This is a genomic window from Nitratidesulfovibrio sp. HK-II, assembly GCF_003402415.2.
Taxonomy (GTDB): Bacteria; Desulfobacterota; Desulfovibrionia; order Desulfovibrionales; family Desulfovibrionaceae; genus Cupidesulfovibrio.
In genome coordinates, this window is the sequence record NZ_AP036014.1 from 1,181,954 (window position 1) to 1,197,609 (window position 15,656).

Genomic DNA, 15,656 nt, shown 5'->3' on the forward strand with positions numbered 1-15,656 from the left:
AAAGGAGCTAATGTGCCGTGCCGCGAGCGCTTTTCGCGGCCGCCGGATACATTTTCGCGGTGGTTCGAAGGGGGCAATGCAAACCCCCGTGCGGCTATGCGCACGGGGGCGAGGTGGGGCGGCATGGCGGGTCGGGTCGGCCAGTCAGAAAAGGCCGGACCAGCAGGATAAGGACGGGCAGGGCCGAAGCGGGGCGCGGCCGGAAGCGGATCAGGCGATGGCCGTGGGGGCCTCGCCGTCCAGCGCCTGGTCGTCCTTCAGGTTCACGCCGGACAGGCCCAGGGACAGCGCCTTGCCCAGCAGGTAGTCCAGGGTGCGGGCGGCCTGCGCGGGGGGGAAGCCTTCGGGGCGGATGTTGGAGATGCAGTTGCGCCGCTCGTCGGTCAGGCCCACGCTGGGGGCGTAGGTCATGTAAATGCCCATGCTGTCCGGCGAACTGAGGCCCGGCCGCTCGCCGATGAGCACGGCGACCACCCTGGCCTTCAGGCATTCTCCGGCCTCGTCGCCCACGGCCACCCGGCCCATGTCCACGAAGCAGGGCGGGGCCAGGGCCAGCCCGCGCGCGTCGGCCAGAGGCAGGAACGCTCGCAGGAAGGGGGCTGCCTGCCGCTGGATGGCGGCGGTGGACAGCCCGTCGGCGATGACGATGCCGAGGTCGAACAGGGCGCCGTCGGCGCTGGGCGCTGCGGGGGCGGCGTTGGCCGCCGCCTCGCGCAGGCGTGCCGCGGATGCGTCGTCCAGCCTGCGGCCCAGGTCCGGCCGGACCAGGTATTCCTGCCGGTCGCGCACCCGGCTGCGCACCTCGAGCAGGGGCAGATTCCGTTCGCCGAACAGCGCGCGCAGGTCCGCGAACAACTCTTCGCGGGCCAGCGGCAGGTGCACGGCGTCGCGGGCGCGGGCATGGGCCAGCTGAAAGTCGAGGCAGGCGGCCGTGGGCAGGCTTACCCCGGCCCGGCCCAGGGCAATGCGCGCGTCGGTGTGGGCGCGCAGGGCTGCCCACGCGTCCCGTGTGAGGGCACTGGGGGGCGTAAGGGCCGTGGGGGAAGACGCGGCGGCAGGTTCCGCCACGGGGGCGTTGCCCCGGACTGCGGGTGAGGGGCGATTGTCCGGGCGCGTGTCTGGGCGCGTGTCTGGGCGCGTGGTCATGCCGCACCTCCGCAACTGGTCGTGCCTGGGGGGATGTCCGTGGTGTCTGCATCCGCCAATCCCGCCAGTTCCGGCGGTAGCTGCAGCGGCAGGGGCGCGCCGTCGGCCAGGCTCGGGCGCATGCCCGCGTCGAAGAAGCCCACCGAGGCCAGCCACTTCTCGAATTCCGGCGCGGGCCGCAGCCCCAGCACCCGGCGCAGGTACAGCGCATCGTGGAACGAGGTGGACTGGTAGTTGAGCATGATGTCGTCCGCCCCCGGCACGCCCATGATGTAGGCGCAACCCGCCACGCCCAGCATGGTCAGCAGCACGTCCATGTCGTTCTGGTCGGCCTCCACGTGGTTGGTGTAGCACACGTCCACGCCCATGGGCAGGCCCAGCAGCTTGCCGCAGAAGTTGTCCTCCAGCCCGGCGCGGATGATCTGCTTGCCGTCGTACAGGTATTCCGGTCCGATGAACCCCACCACCGTGTTCACCAGAAAGGGCGCGTAGGCGCGGGCCACGCCGTAGGCGCGGGCCTCCAGCGTCTGCTGGTCCACGCCGTGGTGGGCGTTGGCCGAAAGGGCGGAACCCTGCCCCGTCTCGAAATACATCACGTTGTCGCCCCGCGTGCCGCGCGCCAGCGAAAGGGCCGCCGCGCGCCCCTCGGCCAGCATGGCCAGATCCACGCCGAAGCTGGCGTTGGCGGCCTGCGTGCCCGCGATGGACTGGAACACCAGGTCCACGGGCGCGCCCTTGGCGATGGCCTCGATGGTGGTGGTCACGTGGGTGAGCACGCAGCTTTGCGTGGGGATGTCGTAGCGGGTGCGCACGTTGTCCAGGATGTGCAGCAGGCGCGTCACCGCGTGCAGGTTGTCGGTGGCGGGGTTGATGCCGATGCAGGCGTCGCCGCTGCCGTAGGCCAGCCCGTCGATGACCGAGGCCAGCACGCCCTTCGGATCGTCGGTGGGGTGGTTGGGCTGCAGGCGCACGGCCAGACGGCCCGGCAGGCCGATGGTGGTGCGGAACGCGCTGACGTTGTGGATTTTCGACGCCGCCAGCACCAGGTCCTGGTTGCGCATCACCTTGGACACGGCGGCGGCCATCTCGGGCGTCAGGCCGGGGGCCACGGCGCGCAGGGCGACCCCGTCGGCCAGGTCGGACAGCAGCCATTCGCGCAGCTGCCCCACGGTCATGTGGCGCACCGGGGCAAAGGCCGTGGCGTCGTGGCTGTCGATGATGAGCCGGGTCACCTCGTCCGCTTCGTAGGGGACAAGGGGCTCCTCCAGAAAGGCGGTGAGGGGCGTGTCGGCCAGCAGCAGTTGCGCGGCCACGCGTTCTTCGGCGCTGGCGGCGGCGATGCCCGCCAGCACGTCGCCCGAGCGGTGCGGGGTGGCCTTGGCCATCAGGTCCGCCAGTGAACGGAAGGAAAAATGCCGGGTGCCAAGGGTGCAGGTGCGCATGGGGGCTCCGGGGTTCACCGGCCGGTGTCGGCACGGGGAGGGAAGGCGAAGGCCCCGCCGCCGTGGGGCGGCGGGGCCGGTATGGTCCTTGGGCTTCGGAAGGCCGCAGCGGCATTGCCGCCGGTGCGGTTCCTAGTCCTTGGTGGCGGCTTCGGCCAGCGCCGCGCCTTCCAGGTCGTCCGCTTCCAGCCCGGCGGCGGAACCCGCGAACAGGCGGAAGTAGGCGTAGGACGCGGCCAGGATGGCCGCGTAGATGGCCGCCAGCTTGAGGTTGTAGTACGTCACGGCGGCCAGCGCAACGAGGGCGATGACCAGCCCCACCGTGGGGGCCAGCGGGTACAGCGGGGCCACGAAGGGCCGGGCCATTTTCGGTTCGTTGACCCGCAGCGAGAAGAACGACAGCAGCGAGATGACATACAGGGTCAGCGCGCCGAACACCGACAGGGTGATGATGTCCGCCGTCTTGCCCGAGAGCAGGGCGATGATGCCCACCACCATGTTGGCGACGAGCGCGTTGGCCGGTGTGCGGAACCTGGCGTGCACGCGGCCCAGGATGGGCGACATGTAGCCCACGCGGCCCATTTCCAGCACGGCGCGCCCGGCCGCCAGGATGATGCCGTGGAACGAGGCCACCAGGCCGAACAGGCCGATGAAGATCAGCATGTGGTACAGCACGTTGCTGTCGCCCACCACGCGGCCCAGGGCCAGCGGCAGGGGCGAGTCGGACGGGGCCGCGCCGGGGGTGGGGTAGACGATGGCCTCCCACCCGGCCACGCCCGTGGCGCAGATGAAGGTGAACACGGCCAGGGCTACCAGGGTGATGATGGCCGAGCCGAAGCCGATCAGGATGTTGCGCTGCGGGTTCACGGCTTCTTCGGCCACGTTGGCCACGCCCTCGATGGCCAGGAAGAACCAGATGGCGAAGGGAATGCAGGCGAACACGCCGCTCATGCCGTTGGGCAGGGCGTTCATGGACAGGTTGGCCCAGGTCACGCTGGGCGCGGTGACGCCGCAGAACACCAGCAGTTCGCCCACGGCCAGCACGGTGATGAACAGTTCGAACTGCGCCGCCGCCTTCACCCCGTAGATGTTCAGCGCGGTGAACAGCACGTAGGCCACGATGGCGATGTGCATGGCCGGAACGTCGGGCAGGAACAGGTTGAAGTAGGCCCCGATGGCCGCCGCGATGGCGGGCGGCGCGAACACGAATTCGATGACCTGCGCGATGCCCGCCAGAAAGCCCATCTGGCGGCCGAGGGCGCGGGTGCCGTAGACGAAGGCCCCGCCCGCGCGGGGGATGGCGCAGGCCATTTCGGTGTAGCAGAAGGTGAAGCACAGATACATCAGGATGATGAACAACGTGGCGATGGCGAGGCCCAGCGTGCCGCCCTGCTCCAGCCCCAGGTTCCACCCGAAGTATTCGCCCGAAATGACGTAGCCCACGCCAAGGCCCCAGAGCATCCAGGGGCCCAGCTTGCGTTCCAGCGTTGCCGGTGTGGCGGTGCCGCTCATTGTGTGTCTCCTTCTGGCCGGTTGCGTGTTGCGTGCCGGTTGCGGTTGATGCGTGACCGGCCACGGCAAAGCATCATGCATGCCAGCGGCGGAGGAGGGCGAAAGGTCGGGGGGAATCGGGCGCGGCCAGATGGTGTTCTTGCCGTGCCTTGGGGCTTGGGCCCCAAGGGCGCGGGCTTTGGCCATGACCGAAAGCAGGGAAGGGATGAAAGGGGGTACGGTGTGGAGAGGAGAGGGCTTGCTCTGCCTTTTTGAATACAAAAATGGTATTTTTTTCTAGAAATAAAATGCAAAAAAGTAAAATATGCGATTAGGTGCAGATAGCATGAGTTTCCGGCTGCCAAAATGCGGGTGACGACAAGCGTTCTGGCGCAGCGGCGCGCCACTTCCCCGTGTCTTTGGGTGTGGTGTCTACCCGTCGTTGGTTGGATATGCTAAGATATTAAAGGGTATTGTGAGTATGTATGCGCCCGCTGCAAAGTGACGGCCGCATGCACATGTCGCAATTTCAAAAATGTGAACAGAAGTTCCGGCCACGCACAATCGTTGCCGGTGCGCACAGGGCGGGGCTGGGGAGGGCGCGGGAGAAGTGGCGGGCTGATGGCGAATAACCGCCATGGGCGGAGGACGGAGGGGGCGGGGGCTCCATGCCCGGCTGCGCGTGAAGGCGTGCGCACGGTCGACTTGTCGGGGGGCGGCAGTGGGATTGGTGGGGCAGATGAAAACCGGCGAAAATCGACTGCCCCCGCGCACGGGGTTATCGCATCAGCAGGGTGGCCACGGTGATTTCCAGCAACAGTGCGGCGGTGATGAGCAGGGTCAGGTCTTTCATGGCAGACTCCTGAGCCGGGCGGTGCGGTTGCGCCGCCGCCCGGCTCGGTCGTGTGGGCTGATGGAGGTGGGCGCGGGACGCGCTATGCGTGTTCCGCGCCGGGCAGCACGGAGGACCGGTCCGCCGCGTCCGCGCCGGTGTCGGGGCAACCGCCGTCAAGGCCGGGCCGCGCCGCCAGGGCGAGGTCGTGTTCCCTGCGGTCGTCACTGGTGATGAGGCGGCGCAGCGAACCGGCGAAGCGCCGGGCCACCACGCGGCCGGAACCGATGGAGCAGGCAAGGGTCATGGTCGGGTCCTCCGTGGAATTGTGATGCAGCGGGTTCGTCTGCCGGGTGAGCCCGAAGGGGCCGCCCGGCGGTCGTGCGGGGCCGTGGCTACAGGGCGGCCGTCACGCGGCTGGCCCAGGCCGAGATGTCGTCGCGCATGGTGCGCGGGTCGCCGTCGATCTTCAGCGAATCGGCCACGATGTCCGCGCCGAGGCTGGACAGGCGCTCCTCGATGGCGTCCACCGCGCCGCAGAAGTAGGTGTAGCTGCTGTCGCCGCAACCGAAGCAGGCCGCGCGGCCCTTGCCCGCGCCCGTGGCGTCCAGCGATTCGTACAGGTGGATGAAGTCGTCCTGCAGTTCGATCTCGTCGTCGCCCCAGGTGGAGCAGCCGAACAGCACGAGGTCGCGTCCTTCGCACAGGCCCTCGGCCTCTACCTGGCCCGCGTCGCGGATTTCGACGGCGTGGCCCGCCTCGGCGATGTCGCGGCCGACGGTTTCGGCGACCCAGGATGTGTTGCCGGTGGTGGAGCCGTAGACGATGAGCACGTTGGCCATGGGAATCCTCCGGATGGATGGTGTCTGTGTACGTGCCGTGCCGCCCGTCAGGCGGCCCGACTACACTGTTTCCGAAGGCGCGTGGGGTGTGCGCCCCGTGCTCCCCGCATGGGTGGGGTGACATTCCCCGCCCGCCCCGGGTTGCAAGGCCGAAGCGGACGGGAAATGCCGGAGGCTGGAAGGCTTGGGAGTGTCGTGGGCATGCGTAGGGCGTCGTTGTGGTTGCTCGTTGAGGCGACCATAGTGAAAATGAAAATCCTTTTCAAGATAAAAGCGCGCGGTGTCGCAAAAAAGGCGGGGGTGAGGGATTACGCGTTCCGGTCGCGCTGGCCCAAATTCGGCTGCTGTTCGGGTATGCTCGCCATTGCCTGCCCTTGCTGGCCTTGCGTGGCCGTGCGGCGTGGCGTAAAGAGGCAGGGGCCGCACTCTCACGGCCGATAGGGTCGGGCCGTCATGCCGCCAGACGCTCGGCGGAGCGGCCATATCAACCAGACGCACGGCGTCGTCATGCATACAGACGCCACATCGTCATGCCGCCAAACACGCCGGCCTTGGCCGGTTCCGGAGCCTTCCCTTGGATATCCTGGGCATTCTTTCCACCTTCGCCTCCTTCCTGCTGCATGTGGACAAGCACCTGTTCGAGATGGTCGGGAACTTCGGCGTCTACACTTACGCCATCCTGTTCCTGATCGTGTTCTGCGAGACCGGCCTCGTGGTCACGCCGTTCCTGCCCGGCGATTCGCTGCTGTTCGCGGCGGGCACCATCGCCGGGGCCGGGCACCTTGAGTACTTTCCCCTTGCGTTCACGCTGCTGGCCGCCGCCATCATCGGCGACGCGGTGAACTACCGCATCGGCCGGTACATCGGCCCGCCGGTGTTCGAGAAGAACTACCGCCTGCTCAACCGCCAGCATCTGTACCGGGCGCACGAATTCTACGAGCGCCACGGCGGCAAGGCCATCGTGCTGGCCCGCTTCGTGCCCGTGGTGCGCACCTTCGCCCCCTTCGTGGCGGGGGTGGCGGCCATGGACGCCCGGCGCTTTCTGCTGTTCAACGCCAGCGGCGCCCTGCTGTGGGTTGGGCTGCTGGTGACGGCGGGCTATTTTCTGGGCAACATGCCGGTGGTGCAGCGCAACTTCAGCCTGATCATCTACGGCATCATCATCGTGTCGGTGCTGCCCATAGTTGTGGAATACGCCCGCGCGCTGTTGCGCCGCGAACGATAGCGGCCGCGCCGCGCCCTGCCATCCGTTTCCGCATTCCCGCGCCATGGCGTCGGGGCGGGCCCGCTGCCTTTCTTTGCGGGTTTCCCTTTGACGCCATGCTGCTTTGGAGTAGTGTGGCAGGGTCGGGCATAGCGATGCCGGTTCCGGGGGGAGCGGGGCATCGCAGGACACAAGGGGCCGATGCCATGCAGGATGGAAACGACGCGGGTAGCCGCGAGCGCCCTGACCACAGGCAGTCGCCGGGGGCGCACGAACATTCGGACCGGCGGGGCGAGGGGCCGACGCGGACGAATGACGCGAGAGAACGGGACGGTGCACCGGATGGCGCGCCGCGCGTTGGCGCGGCCGACCCCCAACCGGCAGAGCAGCCGCGCGAGGCCGAGCTGTTCCGGGAAGTGTTCCGCTGCATCGCGGCGGGCGTGGCGGTGCTGCGCCCCATGGACGACTGCGCGGACTTCATCCTGCGGGACATCAATCCGGCGGGCGAACGGCTGAGCCAACTGCGCCGCGACGATGCCGTCGGCAGGCCCCTGTCGGAGCTGCTGCCCGCCCCCCTGGCCAGCGCCTTGCGCGACCCCCTGGCCCGGGCGTGGCGCAGCGGCATCGCCGAGCACCTTCCCTCCTTCCTTTTCAGCGACGATCCCCAGGGCTGCTGGCGGCACTACTGCATCAGCCGCGCCGATTCGGGCGACCTGCTGCTGATCTACGAGGACGTCACCGAGCGCTACACGGCCATGGCCAACCTGGCAGCCGGCGAGGAAAAGTACCGCGCCCTGGTGGAGAACACCCCGGACATCGTGATGCGCTTCGACGGCGACCTGCGCCTTGGCTACGTCAACCACGCCGTGATCCCCTACCTTGGCCAGCCGGATGCGCTGACCGGCCGCGAGGTGACGGCGCTGGGCCTTGCCCCGCAGGCGGCCGAGTTCTGGGCGCGGCAGTTGCGGCGGGTGCTGGATTCGGGCCGGGGGATGCAGGCGGAGTACATCTTTCACGGTCCCGCCGGGCGGGTGCTGTTCGACTGGCGGCTGGTGCCGGAGCTCAACGCCGAAGGTGGCGTTGCCTCGGTGCTCAGCCTGATGCGCGACGTGACCCGCCAGCGCTCCACGGAGCACGATTTCCGCACCCTGTTCCGCTGCCTTATCAACAGCTTCGCCGTGCATGAGATACTGCTTGGCGACGACGGGAACCCCGTGGATTTCCGTTTTCTGGCGGTGAACCCGGCCTTCGAGGCCATGTCCGGACGCCGCGCGGAAGAAGTGCTGGGCCGCACGGCCAGCGAGTTGTTCGGCCCGCAGGACCCGGCCTGGGTGCGGCAACTGGGGCGGGTGGCCCTGACCGGCGACCCGCTGCACGTGGAGCGGTATTCCCCGAACATGGGCAAGTGGCTGGAGATGACCGTCTACCGGCCGCGCGAGCGGCAGTTCGCGGTCATTGCCGCCGACATCACCGAACGCCGCAACGCCCGGCGGGAACGCAGGTTGAGCGCGGCGCGCCTGTCGGCATTGCACCGCCTTTCGCGCATGGACGCCTCGCCGGAACCGTCCATCATGCGTTTCGCCCTGGAGCAGGCGGTGCGGCTTACCGGCAGCGAGTTCGGCTATCTTGCGCTGATGGACGGCGGCCGGGTGAAGCCGGGCGGGGTGTTGTGGTCGCATCTGGTGACCGAGCCGGAGGCGCTTGTCCTTGCCGAGCGGTCCGGCCCGCACGGTTTCCATGATCGGGGGGGCTCGGAGCTTCGGGACGGCCCCTGGGCCGAAACGGTGCGCACCGGCCAGCCGGAAATCCGCAACGGCGAGGCCGAGGGGGATGGGGCGGCGGGGGCGCAACCGGTCCACAGCGTGGGTGGCCTTTTCCTGCGGCGGCACTTGTCCGTGCCGGTGCTGGAAGGCGGCCGCCTGGTGGCCGTGGCGGGGGTGGCCAACAAGGACCAGCCCTACGAACGGGCCGACCGCCGCCAGTTGGAGCTGTTCATGCACGGCATGTGGGAGCACATCGCGCGGCGGCGCTCCATGGCCTCGCTGCAGCGCGCCAAGGAGGCGGCCGAAGCGGCCAACCGCGCCAAGGACGAATTTCTGGCCAACATGAGCCACGAGTTGCGCACCCCGCTCAACGGCGTGCTGGGCATGCTGCAACTGCTGGACGGCACGCCGCTGGACGACGAGCAGCGCGGCTGCGTGCGCACCGCCGTGGAATCTGGCCACGCGCTCCTGCGCATCATCGACGACCTGCTGGACCTTTCCGCGCTGGGCGCGGGCGAATCCGGCTTGCGCGACGAAGTTTTCGACCCGGCCGCCGTGGCGCGCCAGGTGGCCGACATGGTGGACCCGGTGGCCCGGCGGCGCGGGCTGGCGCTGGGGCTGATCACCGATGCGCTGCCCCCGCTTGTTCGCGGCGACGCGGCCCGGCTGCGCCAGGTGCTGTACAACCTTGCCGCCAACGGGGTGAAGTTCACCCACCAGGGCGGCGTGGACATCCTGGCCTGCCCGGTGGGCGGCGGCAGGCTGCTGTTCACCGTGCGCGACACGGGCATAGGCATTCCGGAAGACAAACTGGCCGTGGTCTGCGAACCCTTTGCCCAGGTGGACGGCTCGTCCACCCGGCGCTACCAGGGGGCGGGGCTGGGCCTTGGCATCGTGCGCCGCCTGGTGGCGCGCATGGGGGGAACCATGACCATGGAGAGCGAAGAGGGCGTGGGCACGTCCGTGCACGTCTGCCTGCCCCTGCCCACGGTGGAGGAACCCGCCCCCGGCGGGCTGCGCGGGACTGGGGCGATGGCGGCGACGGATACGACTGACCCGACGGGCCCGACGGGTCAGTCGGGCTCGACAGACGAGATGGACGCGATGGATACGATGGACGCAATGGACGTTACGGGCGCGGTGGGCGTTGCGTCCCCCGTGCCGCCGGATTCGCGGGCGGCCAGCCGCGCGGAGGAACAGGCCGCGTCGACGGCGCTGCGCGTGCTGGTGGCGGAGGACGACCTGATCAACCGGCTTACCGTGCAGCGCATGCTGGAGCGCGAAGGGCACCTGGCCGTGTGCGTGGAAAACGGGGCAGAGGCGGTGCGCGCGGCGGGCGAGGGCGACTACGACATCATCTTCATGGATATCCAGATGCCCGGCATGGACGGCACCGAAGCCGCGCGGCGCATCAATGATCTGGCGCGCAGCACGGGGCGGGCGCGCCCGCCCATCGTGGCCCTGACCGCCCACGCCCTGCGCGGCGACCGCGAACGGTTTCTGGCGGCGGGCATGGACGGCTACCTTGCCAAACCCCTGGACCGCGAGGCCCTGCGCAAGGCGCTGGAGGGCGTGGCGCGCTGACGCCGCGCGGTCCGTGGTCCCGCTCCGCGCCAGACCCGCCGCGCCGCCGCGCATCCTGCTCCGCATCGTTCCCGCATTGTTTGCGCATGGCGGCCGCGCGGTTGCGCCCGGCCGCGCTTTCGCGTACTTCGGGGCCACGCCGGGCGCGCGCCGCGCCCCCGGCCTTTCCATCCGCCCACGCACCCCGCCCGCGTCCCGCCGCCTTTCGTTTCTGGCGCACGGACCGCCGCGCGGGGCGCAACCGCAGGAGACCCGTATGCTCAGAAGCATGACCGGATTCGGACGCAGCTTCCTTGAAGACGCCGACTGGACGCAGACGTGGGAAGTGCGCAGCGTGAACGGCCGCCACCTCGACATGAAGTGGCGGCTTCCCGTTTTCGTGCGCAACCTCGAGCCGCGCTTTGAAAAGGTGGTGCGCAAGTTCGCCACGCGCGGCCGGGTGGACATCTCCCTGGGGCTGCAACTGCGCCGGGGCGACCTTGGCGTGGTTGGCTTCAACGATACCCAGGCCACGGCCATGCTGGACACCCTGTCCGCCTTCGCCGCCGCGCGCGGCGATGCCTACAGCCCGGACTACAACCGCATGCTCGGCCTGTCCTTCTTGTGGGAGGACGCGGGCGCGGAGCCGGACGAGGAACTGCTGGCCGGGCTGGAATCGGGCCTTGCCGCAGCGCTGGCGGACTGGAACGAATCGCGCGCCCGCGAGGCCAAGGCCCTGGCCATGGACATGACCTCGCGCCTCATCCGCATGGATGAATGGGTGGCCCGCATCGAGGAGCGCGCCCCGGACATCAAGGAAGAGCGCTTCCAGAACGTGCGCGACCGCCTTTCCGAACTGCTGGAGCGCGCCGGAAGCGAACTGGACGAAGGACGCTTTCTGCAGGAAATCACCCTGCTGGCCGACAAACTGGACGTGAGCGAGGAGCTTACCCGCCTGCGCGCCCACCTGGACCGGCTGCGCGAACTCATGGCCCAGGGCGGCGACGCGGGCAAGCGGCTGGACTTCACGCTTCAGGAATGCTTCCGCGAGATCAACACCTGCGGCAACAAGATACAGGACGCGCAGATCTCGCGCCTGGTGGTGGACTTCAAGAACGAACTGGAAAAGTGCCGCGAGCAGGTGCAGAACATCGAATAGACCCGCCGCGCCCGACGCCGCGCGCCGCGTATTCGCGGGGCGGCGCGCCGGGCACGGCGGCAACGGGGCACGCCGGAACGCCATGCAGCAGAAACCGTCATCGCAAAAGCTCATCAACGTGGGCTTCGGCAACTTCGTGGTGGCCTCGCGCGTCGTGGCCATCGTCAACCCCTCGTCGTCGCCCATGCGCCGCCTGCGCGAGGACGCGCGGCAGGAGGGGAGGCTGGTGGACGCGACGCAGGGCCGCAAGACCCGCTCCATCATCATCACCGACTCGAACCACGTCATCCTTTCGGCCATCCAGGCCGAGACCGTGGGGCAACGCTACACGCAGGAGGACGCCGACTGATGGCCCGCCAACGCTCCGGCATCGTGCTCGTGCTGTGCGCCCCCTCGGGCACCGGCAAGACCACGCTTACCAAACGCCTGCTCGCGGAATTTCCGCGCTTCGCCTACTCCATCTCCTACACCACCCGACAGCCGCGCCCGGGCGAGGTGCATGGCAGCGACTACCATTTCGCCACGGTGGAGGAATTCACCCGCCTGCGCGACGAGGGCTTCTTCGCCGAGTGGGCCGAGGTGCACGGCAACTTCTACGGCACCCCGCTGCAAGCCACCCTGGACATGCTGCGCGACGGGCGCGACGTGATCTTCGACATCGACGTGCAGGGCGCAAGCCAACTGCGCGGCAGCCTGCGCCAGGGATGCTACGTGTTCATCCTGCCGCCTTCGCGGGCGGAACTGGAACGCCGCCTGCGCGCCCGCGGCGCCGACGACGAACCCACAATCCAGCGCCGCCTGGCCAACGCGGCCAAGGAACTGGACCAGGCCCACTGGTTCAACGCCTGGATCGTCAACGAAGACCTGGACACCGCCTACGACGAACTGCGCGCCGCGTACATCGCGGCCACGCTGTCGCCCGCATGCAGCCCCGACCTGGTGGGGGGGCTCATGGAGGGCTGGCGGGAAGGACGGTGAGCCGCATGGCCGAACTGGTTGTCGCACTGGACTACCCGGCCATGGACGCCGCCCTGGTCACGGCGCGCTTGCTGCGCGGCGTGGCCCAAACGGCCCATGCGGCCCAGGCGGCAGACGCCGGGGGCCGCCTGTGGATGAAGGTGGGGCTGGAACTGTTCACCGCCTCCGGGCCGGAAGTGGTGGCCCGCCTGAAGGACATGGGCTTTCCCGTGTTCCTGGACCTGAAGTTCCACGACATCCCCAACACGGTGCGCGGCGCGGTGCGTTCTGCCGTGGCCACCGGGGCGGACATGTGCAACATCCACCTTTCCGGCGGCGAGCGCATGTGCCGCGCGGCGGTGGAGGGCCTGGCCGAGGGCGCGGCGGCGCGCGGCCACGGTGTGGCCCCGATCCTGCTGGGCGTTACCGTGCTGACCAGCGTGGGGCCGGGCGAACTGCCCGGCGGCGCGGACCCTTCGGCCGAGGCGGCCCGGCTGGCCGTGTGCGGCCGCGAGTGGGGCTTGAGCGGCGTCGTTTGTTCGGGGTATGAAGCGGAAGGCATCAAGCGGCGTTGCGGGCGGGACTTCATCTGCCTGACGCCGGGCATCCGCCCCGCCGACAAGGATGGATCCGGGGCTGGCGGCGACGACCAGCGCCGGGTGATGACCCCGGCCGAGGCCGTGCGGGCCGGTTCGGACTACCTGGTGGTGGGCCGCCCGGTGACGGGCGCGACAGGCCCCGATGGCCCGGCCGACGCCGCGCGCCGCATTCTGGCCGAGATGCACGGGGCCGGGACGCGGGAGCCTTGAGCGGCATCGCGGCGGTCTGATTTCCGCATGGCGGCGTTCTGCTCTCAAGGCATGGCGGTTGTTGCCGATATGTGAGAAAAGGGGGATAAAGATAGCTGGTACGGTCGCGCGCGGTGCGGTCGGCCTGCCGCGCCCGGCATGAATCTGTTCCGGATACCCGGACAAATGCAAGACATGCGCCCCCTTTGGGAGGCCCCAAATGACCGACGTGATCCGCGACGACCCCTTGCCCACCAACCCCACGGCGCATGCCCCGCAAGGCGGCCAGCGCGGCAGGGAGCGCATCAAGGGCGTGTTCTCGACGCAGGAAGTGAAGAAGGTGGGCACCGGCACCACCACACGCAAGACCATTCAGAAAGGCTTCTGGTACGCCGAAGAGTCCGAGAAGGGCGATGTTGAGGTGCAGCCCCTCAACAACAATTATATCCCCTCCGGTCCCAAGCGGCGCATCACCATGGATGAACTGCTGGAAAAGTTCGCCCCCGAGCCGGAATTCTACGTCCAGACCGTCTTTCCCCGCATGCGCGAGCTGAACAAGACCGTGGCCCGCGCCGACCGCCACCGCCAGAAGGGCGAGACCTTCAGCGCGGAATACGAATACGGCAACGCCCTGCAGGTGGACGAAGAGAACGTGCGCGCCAACTTCGGGCTGGGGCTCACCTATCTTTCGCGCGGCGAAACGGGCAAGGCCGACGATATTTTCGAACGGCTTGTGAAGCTGGAGGCCGCCTTCGACGAGGAGCACAAGCACCTCTTCAACGAGTTCGGCATCAACCTGCGCAAGAACCAGATGTTCGACCAGGCCGTGACCTACTATTCGCGCGCCCTGGAGCTGACCCGCAAGGACGAGAACCTGCACCTGAACATGGCCCGCGCCATGCTGGAGAAGAAGGACTTCGCCGGTACGGTGGAGCACATCCTGAAGGCGCTGGAGCTTAACCCCGCCATCGACGCGGGCATCAAGTTCCTGCAATGGATGCAGGCCAAGAAGCTGGTCCCCGCCGAGCAGCAGGACGTGGTGCGCGAGGCGCTGGCCCGCATCGCCGGGGGGGGCAAGGCGGCGGCCTCGGCCGATACGGGCGGAGGCGGGTCGTGAGCCCCGCGGCCGGTTCGGGCGGCGCACCCCCCGACCCTGCCGAGCCTGGGTCCAGCGCCCCTGCGGGGCTGGACGCGGCGCAGGCGCTGCTGGACGAACTGCTGCGCCGCCCGCCGGAACTGCCCTACGACCCCGGCCTGCTGCGTGAATTGTTCGACACCACCCGCGATGATTCCCTGGCCCCCCTGTCCGCTGTGGCCGGGGTGGTCAACAAGGCGCAGGGGCTTGCCACCCGCGTGCTTTCCCTTGCCAATTCCGCCTATTACGGCCTGCAGTCGGAGGTGACCTCCGTCCAGCGGGCCGTGGCCGTTCTGGGCATGGCCGAAATCCGGGCGCTGGTGCTGGCCCTGGGCGTTTCGCGCATGATCGACCGTTCGCGTCTGCCCGCAGGGTTCGACCTGCGCGAGTACTGGATCCACCAGCTTTCCGTGGCCGCCGGATGCCGTCTGCTGGCCCGACGCCTGCCCGGCTGCGACGCGGAAACCTGCTACACCGCCGGGCTGCTGCACGATCTTGGCAAGCTGCTCATCGCCGCGTACCGGCCGGACGACTGGGCGGCCATCCGCCAGTTGGCCAGAGATGAAAAACTCATGGATTCCGAAGCGGAAGAGCTGCTGCTGGGGTTGGACCACGGAGTGGTGGGGGCGCGCCTGCTGTCGTTCTGGGATTTGCCCATGGCCCTTACCGAGCCCATCAACTGGCACCATGCCCCGCACCTTGCGGGCGAGCACGAGCGCGCCGCGCTGGTGGTGCACGTGGCCGACGCCACGCTGCGCCTGCGTGAACGGTTGGCCGGGCGGGATACGAACGGCATGCCGGGCAGCCTGCCCGACGGGTTGCCCGAGGATTTGCTGATTCCGCAATGGCTGGACGACGCAGCCCGCAAACTGGGGGTTGACGTGACGGCCTTCATGGCCGAAATCGAAACCCTGCTCGAAGGCGAGCGGATAGGGCAGTTTGTGTCGCAACTGGCTTGAGGGCGTTCTCCAAATTGTCTTTTCGCCCGTTGGCTTCCGACCCGAAGGGCGCGAAGCGTGGCCGTTGGGCGAGCTTGCGAACCCTACGGACATCGTGCGCAACGCGGTCGAACTTCGCCCGCCATTTCGGTCGAATACGATTGGAGTACGCGCTGCGGTCCCTATCCGTAAGGTTCGCTGCGCTCACCCAACGGCTAGGGCGCGTTGCGGACGCCATCCGTAAGACTCGCGCTACGCGCTCGTCTAACGGATGCCGCACTCCCTCATGGCGGGCTCGTTCTCCTCGCCACCGAACGAAAATCCTGCTTTGGAGAAAGCCCTCGGCGTCGCGCGGAATGCGACGGGCCAGACAATGCCTACTGCAACAATGCTCTT

At 68.7% G+C, this 15,656-nt stretch carries 13 protein-coding genes; 8 read left to right on the forward strand and 5 right to left on the reverse strand.

The genetic code is table 11. The annotated features are described in order from the left end of the window. Positions 1–210 precede the first annotated feature (210 nt). The 5 genes from eutC to RVX_RS04760 form a co-directional block, all read right to left on the reverse strand. A complete protein-coding gene (eutC, locus tag RVX_RS04740) occupies positions 211–1,146 on the reverse strand; it encodes an ethanolamine ammonia-lyase subunit EutC (RefSeq protein WP_371682092.1) in 936 nt (311 codons plus the stop codon). After that, entirely contained in the window at positions 1,143–2,588 is a 1,446-nt protein-coding gene (locus RVX_RS04745; protein ID WP_116304940.1) for an ethanolamine ammonia-lyase subunit EutB, read from the reverse strand. The genes eutC and RVX_RS04745 overlap by 4 nt, the downstream gene beginning before the upstream one ends. Before the next feature lie 132 nt (positions 2,589–2,720). Further along, positions 2,721–4,100 (reverse strand): ethanolamine permease, encoded by a 1,380-nt coding sequence (eat, locus tag RVX_RS04750; RefSeq protein WP_116304941.1) that lies wholly within the window; start codon positions 4,098–4,100, stop codon positions 2,721–2,723. A gap of 914 nt (positions 4,101–5,014) precedes the next feature. Beyond that, the gene (locus tag RVX_RS04755) at positions 5,015–5,218 is read right to left on the reverse strand and encodes a hypothetical protein (protein WP_116304942.1); all 204 of its coding nucleotides are present in this window, start codon (positions 5,216–5,218) and stop codon (positions 5,015–5,017) included. 88 nt (positions 5,219–5,306) lie between these two features. After that, a complete protein-coding gene (locus tag RVX_RS04760) occupies positions 5,307–5,753 on the reverse strand; it encodes a flavodoxin (RefSeq protein ID WP_007523307.1) in 447 nt (148 codons plus the stop codon). Positions 5,754–6,327: 574 nt separating this feature from the next. Here RVX_RS04760 and RVX_RS04765 point away from each other — a divergent pair. From RVX_RS04765 to RVX_RS04800, 8 genes are all read left to right on the forward strand, one after another. Then, positions 6,328–6,978, forward strand: coding sequence for a DedA family protein (locus RVX_RS04765; protein WP_116304943.1), 651 nt, complete (start codon positions 6,328–6,330; stop codon positions 6,976–6,978). Between the two features lie 185 nt (positions 6,979–7,163). Next, positions 7,164–10,304: a PAS domain-containing protein gene (locus RVX_RS04770; protein ID WP_230404384.1), complete on the forward strand. Its 3,141-nt coding sequence runs from the start codon at positions 7,164–7,166 to the stop codon at positions 10,302–10,304. Positions 10,305–10,560: 256 nt separating this feature from the next. Then, positions 10,561–11,442 (forward strand): YicC/YloC family endoribonuclease, encoded by an 882-nt coding sequence (locus tag RVX_RS04775; RefSeq protein ID WP_116304945.1) that lies wholly within the window; start codon positions 10,561–10,563, stop codon positions 11,440–11,442. An 82-nt stretch (positions 11,443–11,524) separates the two neighbouring features. Then, positions 11,525–11,791 carry a DUF370 domain-containing protein gene (locus RVX_RS04780; RefSeq protein ID WP_007523300.1) on the forward strand — a complete coding sequence of 89 codons (267 nt, stop codon included), beginning with the start codon at positions 11,525–11,527 and terminating at the stop codon, positions 11,789–11,791. Continuing rightward, on the forward strand, positions 11,791–12,420 hold the full coding sequence (gmk, locus tag RVX_RS04785; protein WP_116304946.1) for a guanylate kinase: 630 nt from the start codon (positions 11,791–11,793) through the stop codon (positions 12,418–12,420). The genes RVX_RS04780 and gmk overlap by 1 nt, the downstream gene beginning before the upstream one ends. A 5-nt stretch (positions 12,421–12,425) precedes the next feature. Further along, a complete protein-coding gene (gene pyrF / locus RVX_RS04790; RefSeq protein WP_116304947.1) occupies positions 12,426–13,208 on the forward strand; it encodes an orotidine-5'-phosphate decarboxylase in 783 nt (260 codons plus the stop codon). A 199-nt stretch (positions 13,209–13,407) separates the two neighbouring features. Continuing rightward, on the forward strand, positions 13,408–14,304 hold the full coding sequence (locus RVX_RS04795) for a tetratricopeptide repeat protein (protein WP_116304948.1): 897 nt from the start codon (positions 13,408–13,410) through the stop codon (positions 14,302–14,304). Continuing rightward, positions 14,301–15,281, forward strand: coding sequence for an HDOD domain-containing protein (locus RVX_RS04800; protein ID WP_116304949.1), 981 nt, complete (start codon positions 14,301–14,303; stop codon positions 15,279–15,281). The genes RVX_RS04795 and RVX_RS04800 overlap by 4 nt, the downstream gene beginning before the upstream one ends. Positions 15,282–15,656 lie beyond the last annotated feature (375 nt).